The organism is Cohnella silvisoli (genome assembly GCF_021190915.1).
GTDB lineage: Bacteria > Bacillota > Bacilli > Paenibacillales > Paenibacillaceae > Cohnella > Cohnella silvisoli.
The window spans coordinates 471,226-484,207 of sequence record NZ_JAIOAP010000002.1 but is presented as its reverse complement, the minus strand read 5'-3'; the positions used below and the strand labels follow the sequence as shown (position 1 = coordinate 484,207).

Sequence of the window (12,982 nt, the reverse complement as noted above, 5' to 3'; positions counted from 1 at the left end):
ATTCTCTTTTCTTATCATATCATCTCATAATACCAGTTACAACAATAGAATCAGACCTTCCGAAACAATGGGGTAAACAGATAATTGCCAGTTATCATATTTCATGATATCATCTTATATTATCAGTTACCGAAGGAGAATGTAATCCATGAAAATGTCCGATCGCAGCATATTGACTTTGGATATCGGGTCTTCTTCGTGCAAAGCGGTCGTCATTGACGGTTCGGGAAGAGAAATGGCTTCAGGCTCCGGTGAGTATCCGGTTTATTTCGCGGAAGGACAGACGTTTGCGGAGCAGGAGCCGGATGAAATATGGCAGGGCGTTTGTGAAGCGGTAGGCCGGGCATTGGCCCGATATTCGGGCAAAGGCCGAATTGCCGCGATTTCTCTTAGCTCGCAAATTTCCTCTCATTTTCTGGTAGGAACGGATAACCGGCCTTTGACGCGAATTATAACCTGGATGGACTCCCGCGCCAATGATCAGGCGGAGCGGATGAAACAATCGTTTACGCCGGAGCAGTTATTTTTCCACTTGGGCGCGGAGCTTCCTCCCGGTTCTTCGTGGCCCATTCCGAAGCTGAGTTGGCTGAGCCGATACCGTCCCGCCGAGGTCGAGCTAGCCCGCTATATGGTACAGCCGAAGGAGTGGGTGCTATGGAAAATGACCGGGGAATGGATGACGGACTTGTCGAGTGCAAGGGGGGCTGTGCATCAGCAAACCGGGGAGCCCGCCGATGTTTTATTGGCCTGGGCCGGCGTGTCTAGGGAATTGATTCCCCCTGTCGGTGAACCGCACCAAACGGCCGGCACTTTAACGGTTGAAGCTTCGGAGCTGTTGGGACTCGCTCGCGGCCTCCCGGTGATGCTCGGGTGGAACGATCTTAATGCGGCGATTCTCGGTACCGTCGACTGGACCCGGAAAGGCTTTGGCTTCGATATTACCGGCACTTCCGAGCATATTGGACTGCTAACCAGAGACTCGTCAGGCGTCTTGTCCCCTCATCACGGCATTAACAAAATTCCTTTTCTTCAAGGTTACCAAACCGTATACGGCGTGACGTCATCCGGCGGACACGCGTTCAAATGGTACGCCGAACAGATAGCGTGCCGAGGCGGTAAACCAGGAGTCGCCATCGATTTCGGACAAATCGCGGAACAGGCTGCCGCCATCGAAGCAGGTGCGGACGGCTTGATCTTTCTTCCCTACTTGAACGGAGAGCGGGCCCCCTGGTGGAATCCGCACGCGCGCGGCGTATTTTTCGGTCTGCACTTCTCCCATCGTCGCCCTCATTTAGCCCGGGCAGTTTTGGAAGGGGTCGGCTTTGCTCTTCGTTCCATATTGGAAAGGCTTCCCTATGTGCCAAGCGTTCTGGTAACGGCGGGGGGCGCAAGCAAGCTAGGGCTATGGAATCAAATCAAAGCCGATATTCTCGGCGTTCCGGTATCCCGCACCCAGACGACCGAAGCCGGTTGTCTCGGTGCCGCCGTACTTGCCGCATACGGCCTCGGGTGGTACGGATCCTTGGAGGAGGCGGGAACGCGAATGGTGCGGACAGGTGAGGAGTATACGCCCCGGCCTCAATTCAAGGCGTTATATGACGAGTCGTACGGATTGTTTACCGAACTGTATTTGTCGCTTGTCGAGCTGTATCAGAAATCGGCGAATCGCCGAGACGAAGGGGTGTCGTAAATCTATGAAAGGAGTTATCTTCGGAGCAGGCAAAATTGCGCGAGGTTTTGTGGCTCACTTGCTGCAAGCCGGCGGATACGAAGTGACGTTCGTAGAAGTCAATCCAAGTCTCGTACAGTTAATGAACAAACAACAAAAATACCGGGTTCATGTCATGGGGGCATCGGACAAAAACGCAATAATAAGCGATTACGAATGTCTGCAGCTTCAAGATACGGATAAGGTGGCGAAGGCGCTGCGAGGCGCGGATGTCGCGTTCACATCCGTGGGGGGCAAACATCTAACAGCGCTTGGGCTGACGTTGGGGGACGCGTTCGGACGATTGTTCGAGGATCCGAACTGGACACGTCCGCTTACGCTCGTTACGTGCGAAAATTGGAAAGAGCCTGCCCTAAGCTTAAGGGAGGCGATACGTTCCGTTTTGCCGGCGGAGGCGGCTCGACGGTTCGATGATCAGATCGGCGTGACCGAAGCCGTCGTCATGCGTTCGGCCGTGGAGCCGACGCCGGAACAAGCTGCGGAGGATCCGCTCGGCGTATACGTTCAGGATTACTGGGAGCTTCCGGTAGACCGGGAGCGTTTCAGGGGAACGCCGCCATCTATTCCTGGTGTCCGCTACATCGACGGATTTGCAGGCTTTCTCGAACGGAAGTTTTACACTTACAACGCAGCGAACGGTACGGTTTCCTACCTCGGATGCTTGCGGGGCCACCGCCTCATCGCCGAAGCGGCCTCGGATCCGGAAATCGTCCGTATTCTGGACGGAGTGTATCGGGAAACGGGTAAAGCGCTCGCCCGCAAATACGGCATCTTGGAAACGGAGCAGCTCGCTTTCGCGGATTCCTCCAGAAGGAAACTGCAGGACAGGAGCATCATCGATTACGTCGAGCGAAATGCTCGCGACCCGATACGAAAGCTAGGCCAAGACGATCGGTTGGTCGGCTCAGCCCGCCTTTGCATGAATTACGGCGTACAGCCGGTTTCTTTAGCGACAGCGATTGCGGCGGCTATTTATTACGAGTCCGGCAATCCCGATGATCCCTCCGCTCCGGAGCTGAAGCGAAGATTGACGGAGGAAGGCATTGACTCCATCCTCTACCATGTTTGCGGTTTGCCAGCCGAAGACCCGCTCGCTGCGCTAGTGAAAGAAGGAATAGCCGATTTGAAGCGGAAGGGCTGGTTGAAATGACACGAAAGGGCGGTTTACCGACGGATGGTATCCGTATTCTTAACGTCGTAGTGATCGGAGCCGGAAGAACGGGACGCGGGTTCGCCGCACGTTTGTTGTCAGGTTCGGCTGTGGACTTATTCTTTATAGACGCGAACGAGTTGCTCGTGCGTTACCTGCGGGAGGACTTGAAATACGGAGTCCATTTTTTCGGGGGGGAACGCTCTCCGGTCTGGATTGAGCTGAAGGATGCTGCGGTGGCTGGAAGCGACGGTGCTGCTGATCTGATTGCGAAAGCCGATTTGATGATAACGGCGGTAGGGGAACAAAACTTAGGGAGAGTGGCAACGGATATCGCGCGTATTTTGCATATGCCGAGAATGAAACCGTTGCACGTCTTAACTTGTGAGAACGGCGTTCGGCCTGGAGAAACGCTCGAAATCGCTTGCCGAGAAGCGGGAATTCCACAGGATGCGGTTAGAGTGGCGGAAGCGGCGGTATTCTGCTCGACGGTTGATCTTCCCGGCACAAGGCTCGATATATTGTCGGAAAGCTTTGACAAGCTGCCGGTAGACTCCCTTCGATTGCCCTCGTCATTGCTGCTTTCGGGCATGGTCGCGGAGCCGCGCATGCGGGAGCTGCTTACACGCAAAATTTATACTTACAACTGCATCAGCGCATGCATAGCTTACTTAGGAGTCTGGAAAGATTATTCAAGTTATTCGGAAGCCGCGAATGACCCCGATATTACCGTCGTGCTGGATCGGACGTTGGGTCCTTTGAACTCAGCGCTTTCGCTAAAGCTGGACATTCCTTTACCAGAACAGATGCTTTTTGCCGAACAAGCGCTGTCCAAGTTTCGCAATCCCGATATTCGCGACGACATCGACCGGAACGCCAGGGACGTGATCCGGAAGTTGGGTCCGGACGAACGTCTGATGGCACCGCTTCGTCTCGTTAGGGAGGCTGGCGGGGAGACGGCACCGCTTTGTCTCGTCAGCGCAGCCGCGCTATGGTATGGGGAGACGCGGGAAGCCGAGTTGAGGAGGCGCTTGCGGGAAGCCGGGCCAGCCGCCTGCTTGCGGGAAATCGGGGGAATGGAGTCGGGCGATCCGGCGATCGAGCGAATCGTCGCTTATTACGTGCGCTTAAAACGAGAACATAGTCATCCTGAAGAGCTGAAGTCTTTTCTTTGAATGGCGGCCTTCAGGCTTGACATCGGTGAAGCAAGTCGGTTATATTTTGGCAAATAGCACATATCGAGTTTTTCCATGGAAGGGATAAGTACGAAGATACGCGCCTATCACAGAGAGCCGGAGCAGCTGGGAACCGGTATAGGGCAGCTTTGGAAAATGGTCCCGGAGGAATCGTCTTCGAGCAAGGCAGCGGCTTACAAAGCGAACGCCTGTAAGGGGATGACGCGTTTCCGGCGTTAACGGATAAGTCTTAATGAGCCTCTGCAATCGCGATTGCGGGGGAAAATTGGGTGGTACCGCGTGAGTAACAACTCTCGTCCCATACGGACGGGAGTTTTTTGTCTTTAAAAAGATTAAGGAGATGGAAAATATGACGGAAGCGAACAAATCCTTCTACATTACAACGCCGATTTATTATCCAAGCGACAAGCTGCACATCGGTCATGCTTACACGACGGTAGCCGGGGATGCGATGGCTCGTTACAAACGGCTGCGCGGGTATAGCGTGCGTTATTTGACGGGAACGGATGAGCACGGCCAGAAGATCGAACGCAAAGCGCAGGAATCAGGCAAAACGCCGCAGCAATTCGTAGACGACATCGTGGTGGGAATCAAGGAATTATGGCGCAAGCTGGAAATCACGAACGACGATTTCATCCGCACGACGGAGCCGCGTCACACCAAAGTGGTCCAAAGAATTTTCACTCAGTTGCTCGAGCAGGGCGATATCTATAAAGGGGAATACGAAGGCTGGTACAGCATTTCGGACGAGACCTTCTATACGGAGACGCAATTAACGGATGTCGTGCGCAACGAGAAGGGCGAGGTCGTCGGAGGCAAGAGCCCGGACAGCGGACACCCTGTCGAGCTTGTCAAAGAAGAATCGTATTTTTTCCGGATGAGCAAGTACGCCGACAGACTTCTTGCGTACTACGAGGAGCACCCCGACTTTATTCAACCGGAATCGCGCAAAACGGAAATGATAAACAACTTCATCAAACCGGGCCTTGAGGATTTGGCGGTATCGCGGACGACGTTTAATTGGGGGATTCCAGTGCCGGGCGATCCTAAACACGTCATATACGTTTGGATCGATGCGCTTTCCAACTATATTACGGCGCTTGGCTACGGTACGGATGAGGATGAGCTGTACCGGCAATATTGGCCGGCAAGCGTCCATCTGATGAGCAAAGAAATCGTTCGTTTTCATACGATCTATTGGCCGATTATGATGATGGCGCTCGGACTGCCTTTGCCGGAGAAGGTATTCGCACACGGATGGCTGCTGATGAAGGATGGCAAAATGTCCAAGTCCAAAGGCAACGTCGTCGATCCCGTTAAGCTGATCGAGCACTTCGGTTTGGATGCCGTTCGTTATTACCTTCTGCGTGAAGTGCCTTTTGGCGCGGACGGAGCATTTACGCCCGAGGGCTTCGTGGAGCGAATCAACTATGATCTAGCGAATGACCTCGGCAATCTGCTGAATAGAACGATCGCGATGATCGACAAATATTTCGATGGAACCGTGCCTGAATTCGAGAGCGGACTAACGGAGTTCGACGGCGAATTGGAAGAAATGGCGCTGTCGACGGTCGAGAAGGTTGAGTCGGCGCTTGAGAAAATGGAGTTTTCCGTTGCCTTAGGCGCAATCTGGGCTTTGGTCGGGCGTACGAACAAATATATTGACGAAACGAAGCCTTGGGCACTTGCGAAAGAGGAAGAGAACAGGGCTGCATTGGCATCGGTAATGGGGCATTTAGCGGAAAGTTTGCGATTCGTATCGATTCTTATTCAACCTTTCCTTACGCACACGCCGAGTCGCATCTGGGCGCAGCTTGGACTCCAAGAAGGCGAATTGACGGCTTGGGAAAGCTTGAAGACATTTGGCGACAAGCTAGCCGGAACGAACATCAGCAAAGGCGACCCGATCTTCCCGCGCCTTGAGATGGCGGACGAGGTGGCATGGATCGTTGAATCGATGGGCGGAGGCAAGGCAGCACCTGCACAAACCGAACCGGTTGTGGATACGGCGGCTGCCGCAACGGATGCCGCAACGGATGCTGCCCCCGAGCTTGCGCTTGAAATTTCGATCGACGAGTTCGCGAAGGTAGAATTGCGGGTTGCCCAAGTTATCGCTTGCGAGCCGATTCCGAAAGCGGACAAATTGCTCAAGCTGCAGCTGGACCTTGGATTTGAGGTTCGGCAAGTCGTATCCGGCATTGCCAAGTTTTATAAGCCGGATGAATTGATCGGCCGCAAAGTCATTTGCGTGACGAATTTGAAGCCGGTTAAGCTGCGCGGAGAAATGTCGCAAGGAATGGTTCTCGCCGCATCGCAGGGCGAACAATTGACGTTAGCGACCGTGCCGGATAACATGCCGAACGGCGCGATCGTGAAGTAAAGCTTACACTGTTAGCAGAAGACCCGCCCTGTTCGTTAAGGCAGGGTCTTTTTGTTGACAGTGCAAGGTGAGGGGGATATAATCGGTTAAGTTAATAATAATGATTACGATTAAGGGGATTTAACATGACTAGCTCATCGAGACGATCGAAACTATTCCTATTTAGCATATGCTTATCGATTGCGGCGTTATTATCCGGATGCGGAAGCGGCGGCAGCGGTAAGACCGAACAAGCAGACGGTAAGATTAACGTTGTAACGAGTTTCTATCCGCTCTATTATTTTGCCAAAGAGATCGGCGGGGATCGCGTCCACGTCGTCAATTTAATAGCTGCCGGGGTAGAACCGCACGATTGGACGCCGAAAAGCCGGGATTTGGATGCCGTGTCCAAAGCGCAATTGTTTCTATATAACGGTGCCGGCCTAGAGGGCTGGGTCGACGATTTTCTTCATGGCTTAGGCTCCGACAGCAAAGTAATGACGGTTGAAGCAAGTAAAGGAATTCAGTTGATCCAAGGAAATCCCGAAGAAGGTCACGCTGGCGAGGCGAAGCCCGGTCATTCCGATCTTGACGTGGATCCCCACACGTGGGTTAGTCCGCGCTCGGCTATCGTGATGGCGGCCAATATCCGCGATGCGTTCGTCAAAGCCGATCCAGCAAACGGGAAGGAATACGATACGCGATATGCGGATCTTGAACACCGTTTGAAACAGCTGGACGCCAAATTCACGCAACAATTATCCGGATACGAGCGGCGCGATATCGTCGTATCCCACCAAGCGTTCGGTTATTTGTGCCGCGACTATAAACTGAACCAGATTGCGATCATGGGCTTGTCTCCCGAGGCGGAGCCGAGATCTCAGGATCTGCTGGATATCGCGAAATTCGTAAAAGAGCACAAGATCCCATATATTTTCTTCGAAGAGCTCGTTTCCGAACAATTGGCCGACACGCTCGCCAGTGAAGCGCACGTGGATACGCTTGTGCTTAATCCGTTGGAAGGTTTGACCCCGGAGCAGGAGAAAGCAGGGGAAACGTATATCACATTAATGGAGCGCAATTTGGAAAACTTGCAGAAGGCACTGCAGTGAACTAACATAGAAGGATTGATACCTACGGGAGCTTAGAAAGAGGAGGTGCCCTCCATGAGTATGAACGCGGGTTTGCTGCAGTCGCAGCAGCAGCCAGGATGCCATCAAGAGATCATCAGATTGGACAACATATCTTTTTCCGTCGATTCCCAGACTATTCTCTCCGATGTCTCTTTTACGATCAAGGAACGCGATTTCGTCGGTTTAATCGGGTCCAACGGAGCCGGAAAAACGACCTTGCTGCGGATGATCGTTGGATTGATTCGTCCGCAGCAAGGGGCGATTTCCTTGTTCGGAATTCCCTCCGGACAGTTCAAGGATTGGAATCATATCGGTTACGTCCCGCAAAGAAACCATTTCAACCCCCTTTTCCCGGCGACGGTGAGGGAAGTCGTATTGTCCGGGCTGTATGGCCGCAAGAAGCTGTTTAAGCGGCTGTCCAAAGAAGACGTAAGCCGGTGCGAGGATGCGCTTGGGGCGCTCAAAATTCAGGATCTGGGCGACAAAAGAATCGGGGCGCTGTCAGGCGGTCAGCAGCAACGCGTATTCCTTGCCCGCGCGCTTATTAATAATCCGAAGCTGCTTATACTGGATGAACCTTTGTCCGGTATCGATATCGAGACGCAGCAAAGCTTTTTCCATCTGATCAAGCATATGCACCAACGGCACAACATTACTTTTCTGATGGTTTCCCACGACATGGATATGGTTCGTTCGTATCTGGGGCAGGAGCCCAAAGAAAAATGCGGCAAGCTCTCGTTCTACGTTCGCCACTCGCACGATTTGGAAGATTGCGATGGAACGGATTTGCTGCACTCCTTGCGGAAAGAAGGTTAGTTGAGGTTGGATATTTTAACGGCTGAATTTTTCCAGAGGGCTCTAATCGGGGGCGCTTTGATTGCGGTAACTGCCCCGCTAATGGGGCTGTTTCTCGTGCTCAGGCGGCTTGCGATGATTGGCGATACGCTGGCGCATGTCAGCATTGCCGGAGTCGCTCTCGGATTTCTAATCAACGTGTACCCGGTTGCGGTCGGACTCGTCTTTGCCATACTCGCATCCTTCGCCATCGAGGTCCTGCGTCGCACATACCGCACTTATGCCGAATTATCGATTGCCATTATTATGTCGGGCGGTATTGCGCTCGCATCCTTGTTGTTTACGATGGGAAAAGGCTTTAATCTCAATGTAAGCTCGTATTTATTCGGCAGCATCTATACGCTCGACTCCACGGATTTAGCGGTCATTGCAGGAGTAACGGTCATCGTATTGACAATGGTGCTTATAAATAAGAAAGAGCTTTTCCTGCTTACCTTTGACGAGGATGCGGCCGCGGTAAGCGGTTTGCCCGTTAAATATTTCAACATCATGCTTAGCATCTTGACGGCGTTGGTCATCAGCGCATCCATTAAGATCGTGGGGGCTTTGCTCGTTTCCGCTTTGCTCACGATTCCGGCCGCTTGCAGCCTAACGCTGTCTCGCAGCTTCAAGCAAGCCGTCATCCTTGTGGTCGTGATCGGGGAGGCAGCCGTCCTAGCCGGTTTATGGATGGCCGGGATATGGAATCTAGCTCCCGGCGGGACGATCGTACTGCTGCTAATCGGCATACTTGCCGTATCCATCCTGGGAACACAAATTAGGCGGGCCTAGCCTTAAGGAGGAACCATCATGACGGACGTTAACGTGGGAATCGCTTTCGCGGCAGGGCTTGCCTCTTTTATTTCCCCTTGCTGCTTGCCATTATATCCCGCGTATTTATCTTACATAACTGGCGTTTCCGTAAATCAAATCAAGACGGATACGAGCAGAAGCATGCGTTTCAAGACGATGAGCCATACGTTTTTCTTCATTCTCGGTTTTTCGGCCGTTTTCTTTACGCTTGCCTATGGCGCCAATGCTTTCTCGGACGCATTCCGTGATCATCAAGACTCGATACGCAAAATATCGGCGATATTTATCGTATTGATGGGGCTTTTCCTTATGGGAATCTTTCAGCCTCAACTCCTCATGAAGGAGAGGAAAATGAATCTCAAGTGGAAGCCGGCAGGATACCTCGGTTCGTTCGTATTCGGCGTTGGTTTTGCGGCTGGATGGTCTCCTTGCGTAGGCCCGATATTAGGCTCCATTTTGCTGCTTGCCGCGAGTCATCCCGGGACGTGGGTTGGATTAACGACCGCTTATTCGCTCGGATTCGCGGTTCCGTTTTTCGTACTTGCCTTTTTCCTAGGCTCGACCCGCTGGATTCTGAAATATTCGAACGCGCTCATGAAGATCGGCGGCGCGATAATGATCCTCATGGGGGTATTGCTGTTTACGGACAGAATGACCTCCATCACGATATGGCTGCAGAGCATTACGCCGGAGTGGCTGAAATTTTAGTGTCACGTGAAATATTCGATTTTATTGCGGTTATCCCGATTCTATTTGGCAGATCGGGACTTGCCCCGCCCCCTCGCCGCAGTGTATGATATTCAAGGAAAGGGGGATTTGCGTTGCCAACCCCAAGCATGGAAGATTATTTGGAACGGATTTATCGGTTGATTGACGAGAAGGGATACGCCCGGGTCTCCGATATCGCCGAAGGGCTGGAAGTGCATCCCTCATCGGTTACGAAGATGATACAGAAGCTGGATAAGGACAATTACTTGATTTATGAAAAATACCGCGGACTCGTCCTCACGAACAAGGGCAAGAAGATGGGCAAGAGGCTTGTGGACCGGCATCATCTGTTGGAAACCTTTCTGAACATCATCGGGGTTCAGGAAGATAAGATTTATGGTGACGTGGAAGGAATCGAGCATCATCTTAGCTGGGATTCCATTACATGCATCGAAACGCTTGTGGAGTATTTCAATCGCGATCCATTGCGCGGCGAGGAATTAAGCAAAATTCGAGCCGAGATGGACAATGACTGAATAGCCAACGAATGTAAATAAACGAAGCTGCTGTTCCTGCAGAGAAATCTGGGGAGCGGCGGCTTTTTTTAATGGTGATATCACCATAGGAGCAGGCATATGGATGTAAGTGAGTGCGGATGCAAGCAATCGGGTGAACGGAGGCGATTTCTGTACAGACGACTCCAGTGAATGCGGTGTTCGAGGGCGGAGGCGTTAAAGGCATATCGCTTACTGGCGCGGTGCGTGCTGCCGAGGTTTGCGGAGTTGTCTTTAACCGGGTTGCGGGTACTTCTTCGGGGAGTATCGTCGCTGCGCTTATTGCGGCGGGCTACTCGGCAACGGAGTTGAAGGAAGTCATCGAGAAGACGCCTTTCCGAACGCTTCTTAAGAGAAGTCCGTTTTTCAACATCAAAGTTATCGGACCGGCAATCCGCTTATTGCTGCGCAAAGGATTATATTCCGGCGATGCGCTGGAACGATGGATCGACGGTTTGTTAATCGCTAAGGGAATTAGGTACTTCGGCGATTTACCGGCCAACAAACTGCGAATTATCGCTTCGGACATTACGAATGGACGACTGCTCGTCCTGCCGCAAGATATTACGCATTATGGGATAGCGCCTCACCAATTATCGATTGCCCGCGCGATCCGCATGAGCACGAGCATCCCCTACTTCTTCGATCCTGTCATCCTGAAGCAGCCGCTGAAGGAACGCAAGAAAAATGCCGTGAAGACGAAATTTTCTTACATCGTAGACGGGGGCTTATTAAGCAACTTTCCTTTGTGGTTGTTCGAGGACGATATGCTTGAAGGGGCGCCTATGCCGGTTATCGGTTTTCAGATGGTCGGACGCACGGAGGCGCAGCCTCATCCGATCGGCGGGCCGATTACGATGTTCCAGGCGATGTTCGATACAATGCTCAGCGCGCATGACGAGCGATATATCGAGAAACATAACCTTATCCGGACGATCAAGATTCCCGCGCTTGGAGTCAGCAGTACCCAGTTTAATTTATCTCCGCAATTGAACAAAGATCTGTATGAATCGGGATTAGCGGCAGGGCAGAAGTTTTTTCAAAGCTGGGATCGCAAGCTGGGCACTCTCAAAGTATCGATTAATAATACTGCGAAATAAAAACCGCCTCGGCAGCAGGTATTCATCCTGCCAACGAGGCGGTTCTGTTAGTGATAACGAGGAGGCTCGTCATCTTTGTTTTTGCGTCCTTCAATGACCGTAAACGGCGAAGTGCGGCGTTTGTCCGTCTTCGCGCTCGTGCGGCGAAAGTCGGGCCGCGGGCCGCGAGTTGAAGTGCGCCCGCGCTGGGGCGGATTGCGCCACTTTGTTGGCGGGAACTTATACAGCACGTATACGATGGCAACCAGTACTAGCGGAATGATCAACGACTGAGCAGATCCGGAGTACAAGCGACTAGCCAAACCGATGGCCATGAACACCAATACGACGGCAAACCAAGGCTGGATTCTGCTTCGCATATTATTCCTCCCAATTAGGATGGATTGACTTGCCGATCCAATTCCCTCATCCGATTAAAAGAAGCGATGGATACGGCGACTTGATCATCGTTCGGTTCTTTGGTCGTCAGCAGCTGCAGCCACAATCCAGGGGCGCCAAGCCACTTCAATACCGGAATATCCCGCAAAGCGTTCGTCCATCTAAGCACCTCGTAAGAAACGCCAAGAACGACCGGCAGCAGAAGGATACGCTGAACGATTCTTTCTCCCATTGTGTCCCAAGTGAAGAACGAATAGATGATGACACCAACGAGCACCGTGAAAATAATAAAGCTGCTGCCGCACCTGTAATGAAGCCTGCTGTATTTCTGTACGTCGGCAACGGTCAGGTCGGATCCTGCTTCGAATGCGCTAATGACCTTGTGCTCCGCGCCATGGTATTGGAAAAGCCTCTTAATTAAAGGAGTCTGGGATATAAACCAGAGATAACAGAGCAGGAACACGATTTTGATAGCGCCTTCGAGTAGGTTGTGCAATATCTTATTCTCGAATGCTTGTCCAAAGATCAAACTTTCCACGAAAGCGGGTACTAAAGTAAAAATAAGTTTTCCGACGACGAATGAGAGCACGCCGACGAGCGCAACGCCAAGCACCATCGTCAAATTCCAGCGTTCCTTTTGCTTCGGTTTAGCGGCCTCTTCCGGGCCGGATTCGTCCTCGGCGTATGCTTCGGCGGAATAAGTTAAATGCTGCGAGCCTTTGGCGGCTGATTCAACGATCCCGACTATTCCGCGGATGAACGGGATTTTCTTCACTTTTTGCAGGAAATTGGACGGTTTCTTAGGAACTTCGTAGAAAGTAATCTGCTGATCTTTGCGTCTCACGGCGGTTACGTGAACATGCTTGCCTGCGAACATGACGCCTTCTATTACAGCCTGCCCGCCATAGATCGCGGTCGGTTGTTCGGACATAATTGGCCACCTGCTTTGCTTGAAACTCTGAGTGTCGATGCATGACGCCCAAGTACTCTTATTTTACTAGATTAAAGGGTAGAAAGCCACAGGGAAG

The 12,982-nt window shown here is 52.1% G+C and carries 12 protein-coding genes and 1 other annotated feature; of the genes, 10 read left to right on the top strand and 2 right to left on the bottom strand.

Annotation, left to right across the window (positions count from 1 at the left end; all coding sequences use genetic code 11):
• Positions 1 to 148 precede the first annotated feature (148 nt).
• The 10 genes from K7P76_RS05895 (at position 149) to K7P76_RS05850 (ending at position 11,576) form a co-directional block, all read left to right on the top strand.
• The gene (locus K7P76_RS05895) at positions 149 to 1,690 is read left to right on the top strand and encodes a xylulokinase (RefSeq protein WP_232184222.1); all 1,542 of its coding nucleotides are present in this window, start codon (positions 149 to 151) and stop codon (positions 1,688 to 1,690) included.
• 4 nt (positions 1,691 to 1,694) lie between these two features.
• Positions 1,695 to 2,879: a mannitol dehydrogenase family protein gene (locus K7P76_RS05890; RefSeq protein WP_232184221.1), complete on the top strand. Its 1,185-nt coding sequence runs from the start codon at positions 1,695 to 1,697 to the stop codon at positions 2,877 to 2,879.
• Positions 2,876 to 4,054: a mannitol dehydrogenase family protein gene (locus K7P76_RS05885; protein WP_232184220.1), complete on the top strand. Its 1,179-nt coding sequence runs from the start codon at positions 2,876 to 2,878 to the stop codon at positions 4,052 to 4,054. The genes K7P76_RS05890 and K7P76_RS05885 overlap by 4 nt, the downstream gene beginning before the upstream one ends.
• 67 nt (positions 4,055 to 4,121) lie before the next feature.
• Positions 4,122 to 4,379, top strand: a binding site (T-box leader).
• Positions 4,380 to 4,424: 45 nt separating this feature from the next.
• On the top strand, positions 4,425 to 6,455 hold the full coding sequence (gene metG / locus K7P76_RS05880; RefSeq protein ID WP_232184219.1) for a methionine--tRNA ligase: 2,031 nt from the start codon (positions 4,425 to 4,427) through the stop codon (positions 6,453 to 6,455).
• A gap of 125 nt (positions 6,456 to 6,580) precedes the next feature.
• Positions 6,581 to 7,546, top strand: coding sequence for a metal ABC transporter substrate-binding protein (locus K7P76_RS05875; RefSeq protein ID WP_232184218.1), 966 nt, complete (start codon positions 6,581 to 6,583; stop codon positions 7,544 to 7,546).
• 60 nt (positions 7,547 to 7,606) lie between these two features.
• The gene (locus K7P76_RS05870; protein ID WP_232184476.1) at positions 7,607 to 8,383 is read left to right on the top strand and encodes a metal ABC transporter ATP-binding protein; all 777 of its coding nucleotides are present in this window, start codon (positions 7,607 to 7,609) and stop codon (positions 8,381 to 8,383) included.
• A 6-nt stretch (positions 8,384 to 8,389) separates the two neighbouring features.
• Positions 8,390 to 9,193 carry a metal ABC transporter permease gene (locus K7P76_RS05865; RefSeq protein ID WP_232184217.1) on the top strand — a complete coding sequence of 268 codons (804 nt, stop codon included), beginning with the start codon at positions 8,390 to 8,392 and terminating at the stop codon, positions 9,191 to 9,193.
• Between the two features lie 18 nt (positions 9,194 to 9,211).
• Positions 9,212 to 9,922 (top strand): cytochrome c biogenesis CcdA family protein, encoded by a 711-nt coding sequence (locus K7P76_RS05860; protein ID WP_232184216.1) that lies wholly within the window; start codon positions 9,212 to 9,214, stop codon positions 9,920 to 9,922.
• A gap of 113 nt (positions 9,923 to 10,035) precedes the next feature.
• Positions 10,036 to 10,458: a transcriptional regulator MntR gene (gene mntR / locus K7P76_RS05855; protein ID WP_232184215.1), complete on the top strand. Its 423-nt coding sequence runs from the start codon at positions 10,036 to 10,038 to the stop codon at positions 10,456 to 10,458.
• A gap of 167 nt (positions 10,459 to 10,625) precedes the next feature.
• Positions 10,626 to 11,576 carry a patatin-like phospholipase family protein gene (locus tag K7P76_RS05850; protein ID WP_232184214.1) on the top strand — a complete coding sequence of 317 codons (951 nt, stop codon included), beginning with the start codon at positions 10,626 to 10,628 and terminating at the stop codon, positions 11,574 to 11,576.
• 47 nt (positions 11,577 to 11,623) lie between these two features.
• Here K7P76_RS05850 and K7P76_RS05845 read toward each other — a convergent pair whose 3' ends face one another.
• Together K7P76_RS05845 and K7P76_RS05840 are read right to left on the bottom strand one after the other, a co-directional pair.
• Positions 11,624 to 11,935 (bottom strand): hypothetical protein, encoded by a 312-nt coding sequence (locus K7P76_RS05845; RefSeq protein WP_232184212.1) that lies wholly within the window; start codon positions 11,933 to 11,935, stop codon positions 11,624 to 11,626.
• Between the two features lie 14 nt (positions 11,936 to 11,949).
• The gene (locus K7P76_RS05840; protein ID WP_232184211.1) at positions 11,950 to 12,885 is read right to left on the bottom strand and encodes a DUF1385 domain-containing protein; all 936 of its coding nucleotides are present in this window, start codon (positions 12,883 to 12,885) and stop codon (positions 11,950 to 11,952) included.
• Positions 12,886 to 12,982 lie beyond the last annotated feature (97 nt).

What these genes read in the sequence shown, in the direction of transcription:
- K7P76_RS05895 (WP_232184222.1), top strand. Translation starts at nt 149, where the DNA reads ATGAAAATGTCCGATCGCAGCATATTGACTTTGGATATCGGGTCTTCT.
- K7P76_RS05890 (WP_232184221.1), top strand. Translation starts at nt 1,695, where the DNA reads ATGAAAGGAGTTATCTTCGGAGCAGGCAAAATTGCGCGAGGTTTTGTG.
- K7P76_RS05885 (WP_232184220.1), top strand. Translation starts at nt 2,876, where the DNA reads ATGACACGAAAGGGCGGTTTACCGACGGATGGTATCCGTATTCTTAAC.
- metG (WP_232184219.1), top strand. Translation starts at nt 4,425, where the DNA reads ATGACGGAAGCGAACAAATCCTTCTACATTACAACGCCGATTTATTAT.
- K7P76_RS05875 (WP_232184218.1), top strand. Translation starts at nt 6,581, where the DNA reads ATGACTAGCTCATCGAGACGATCGAAACTATTCCTATTTAGCATATGC.
- K7P76_RS05870 (WP_232184476.1), top strand. Translation starts at nt 7,607, where the DNA reads ATGAACGCGGGTTTGCTGCAGTCGCAGCAGCAGCCAGGATGCCATCAA.
- K7P76_RS05860 (WP_232184216.1), top strand. Translation starts at nt 9,212, where the DNA reads ATGACGGACGTTAACGTGGGAATCGCTTTCGCGGCAGGGCTTGCCTCT.
- K7P76_RS05845 (WP_232184212.1), bottom strand. Translation starts at nt 11,935, where the DNA reads ATGCGAAGCAGAATCCAGCCTTGGTTTGCCGTCGTATTGGTGTTCATG.
- K7P76_RS05840 (WP_232184211.1), bottom strand. Translation starts at nt 12,885, where the DNA reads ATGTCCGAACAACCGACCGCGATCTATGGCGGGCAGGCTGTAATAGAA.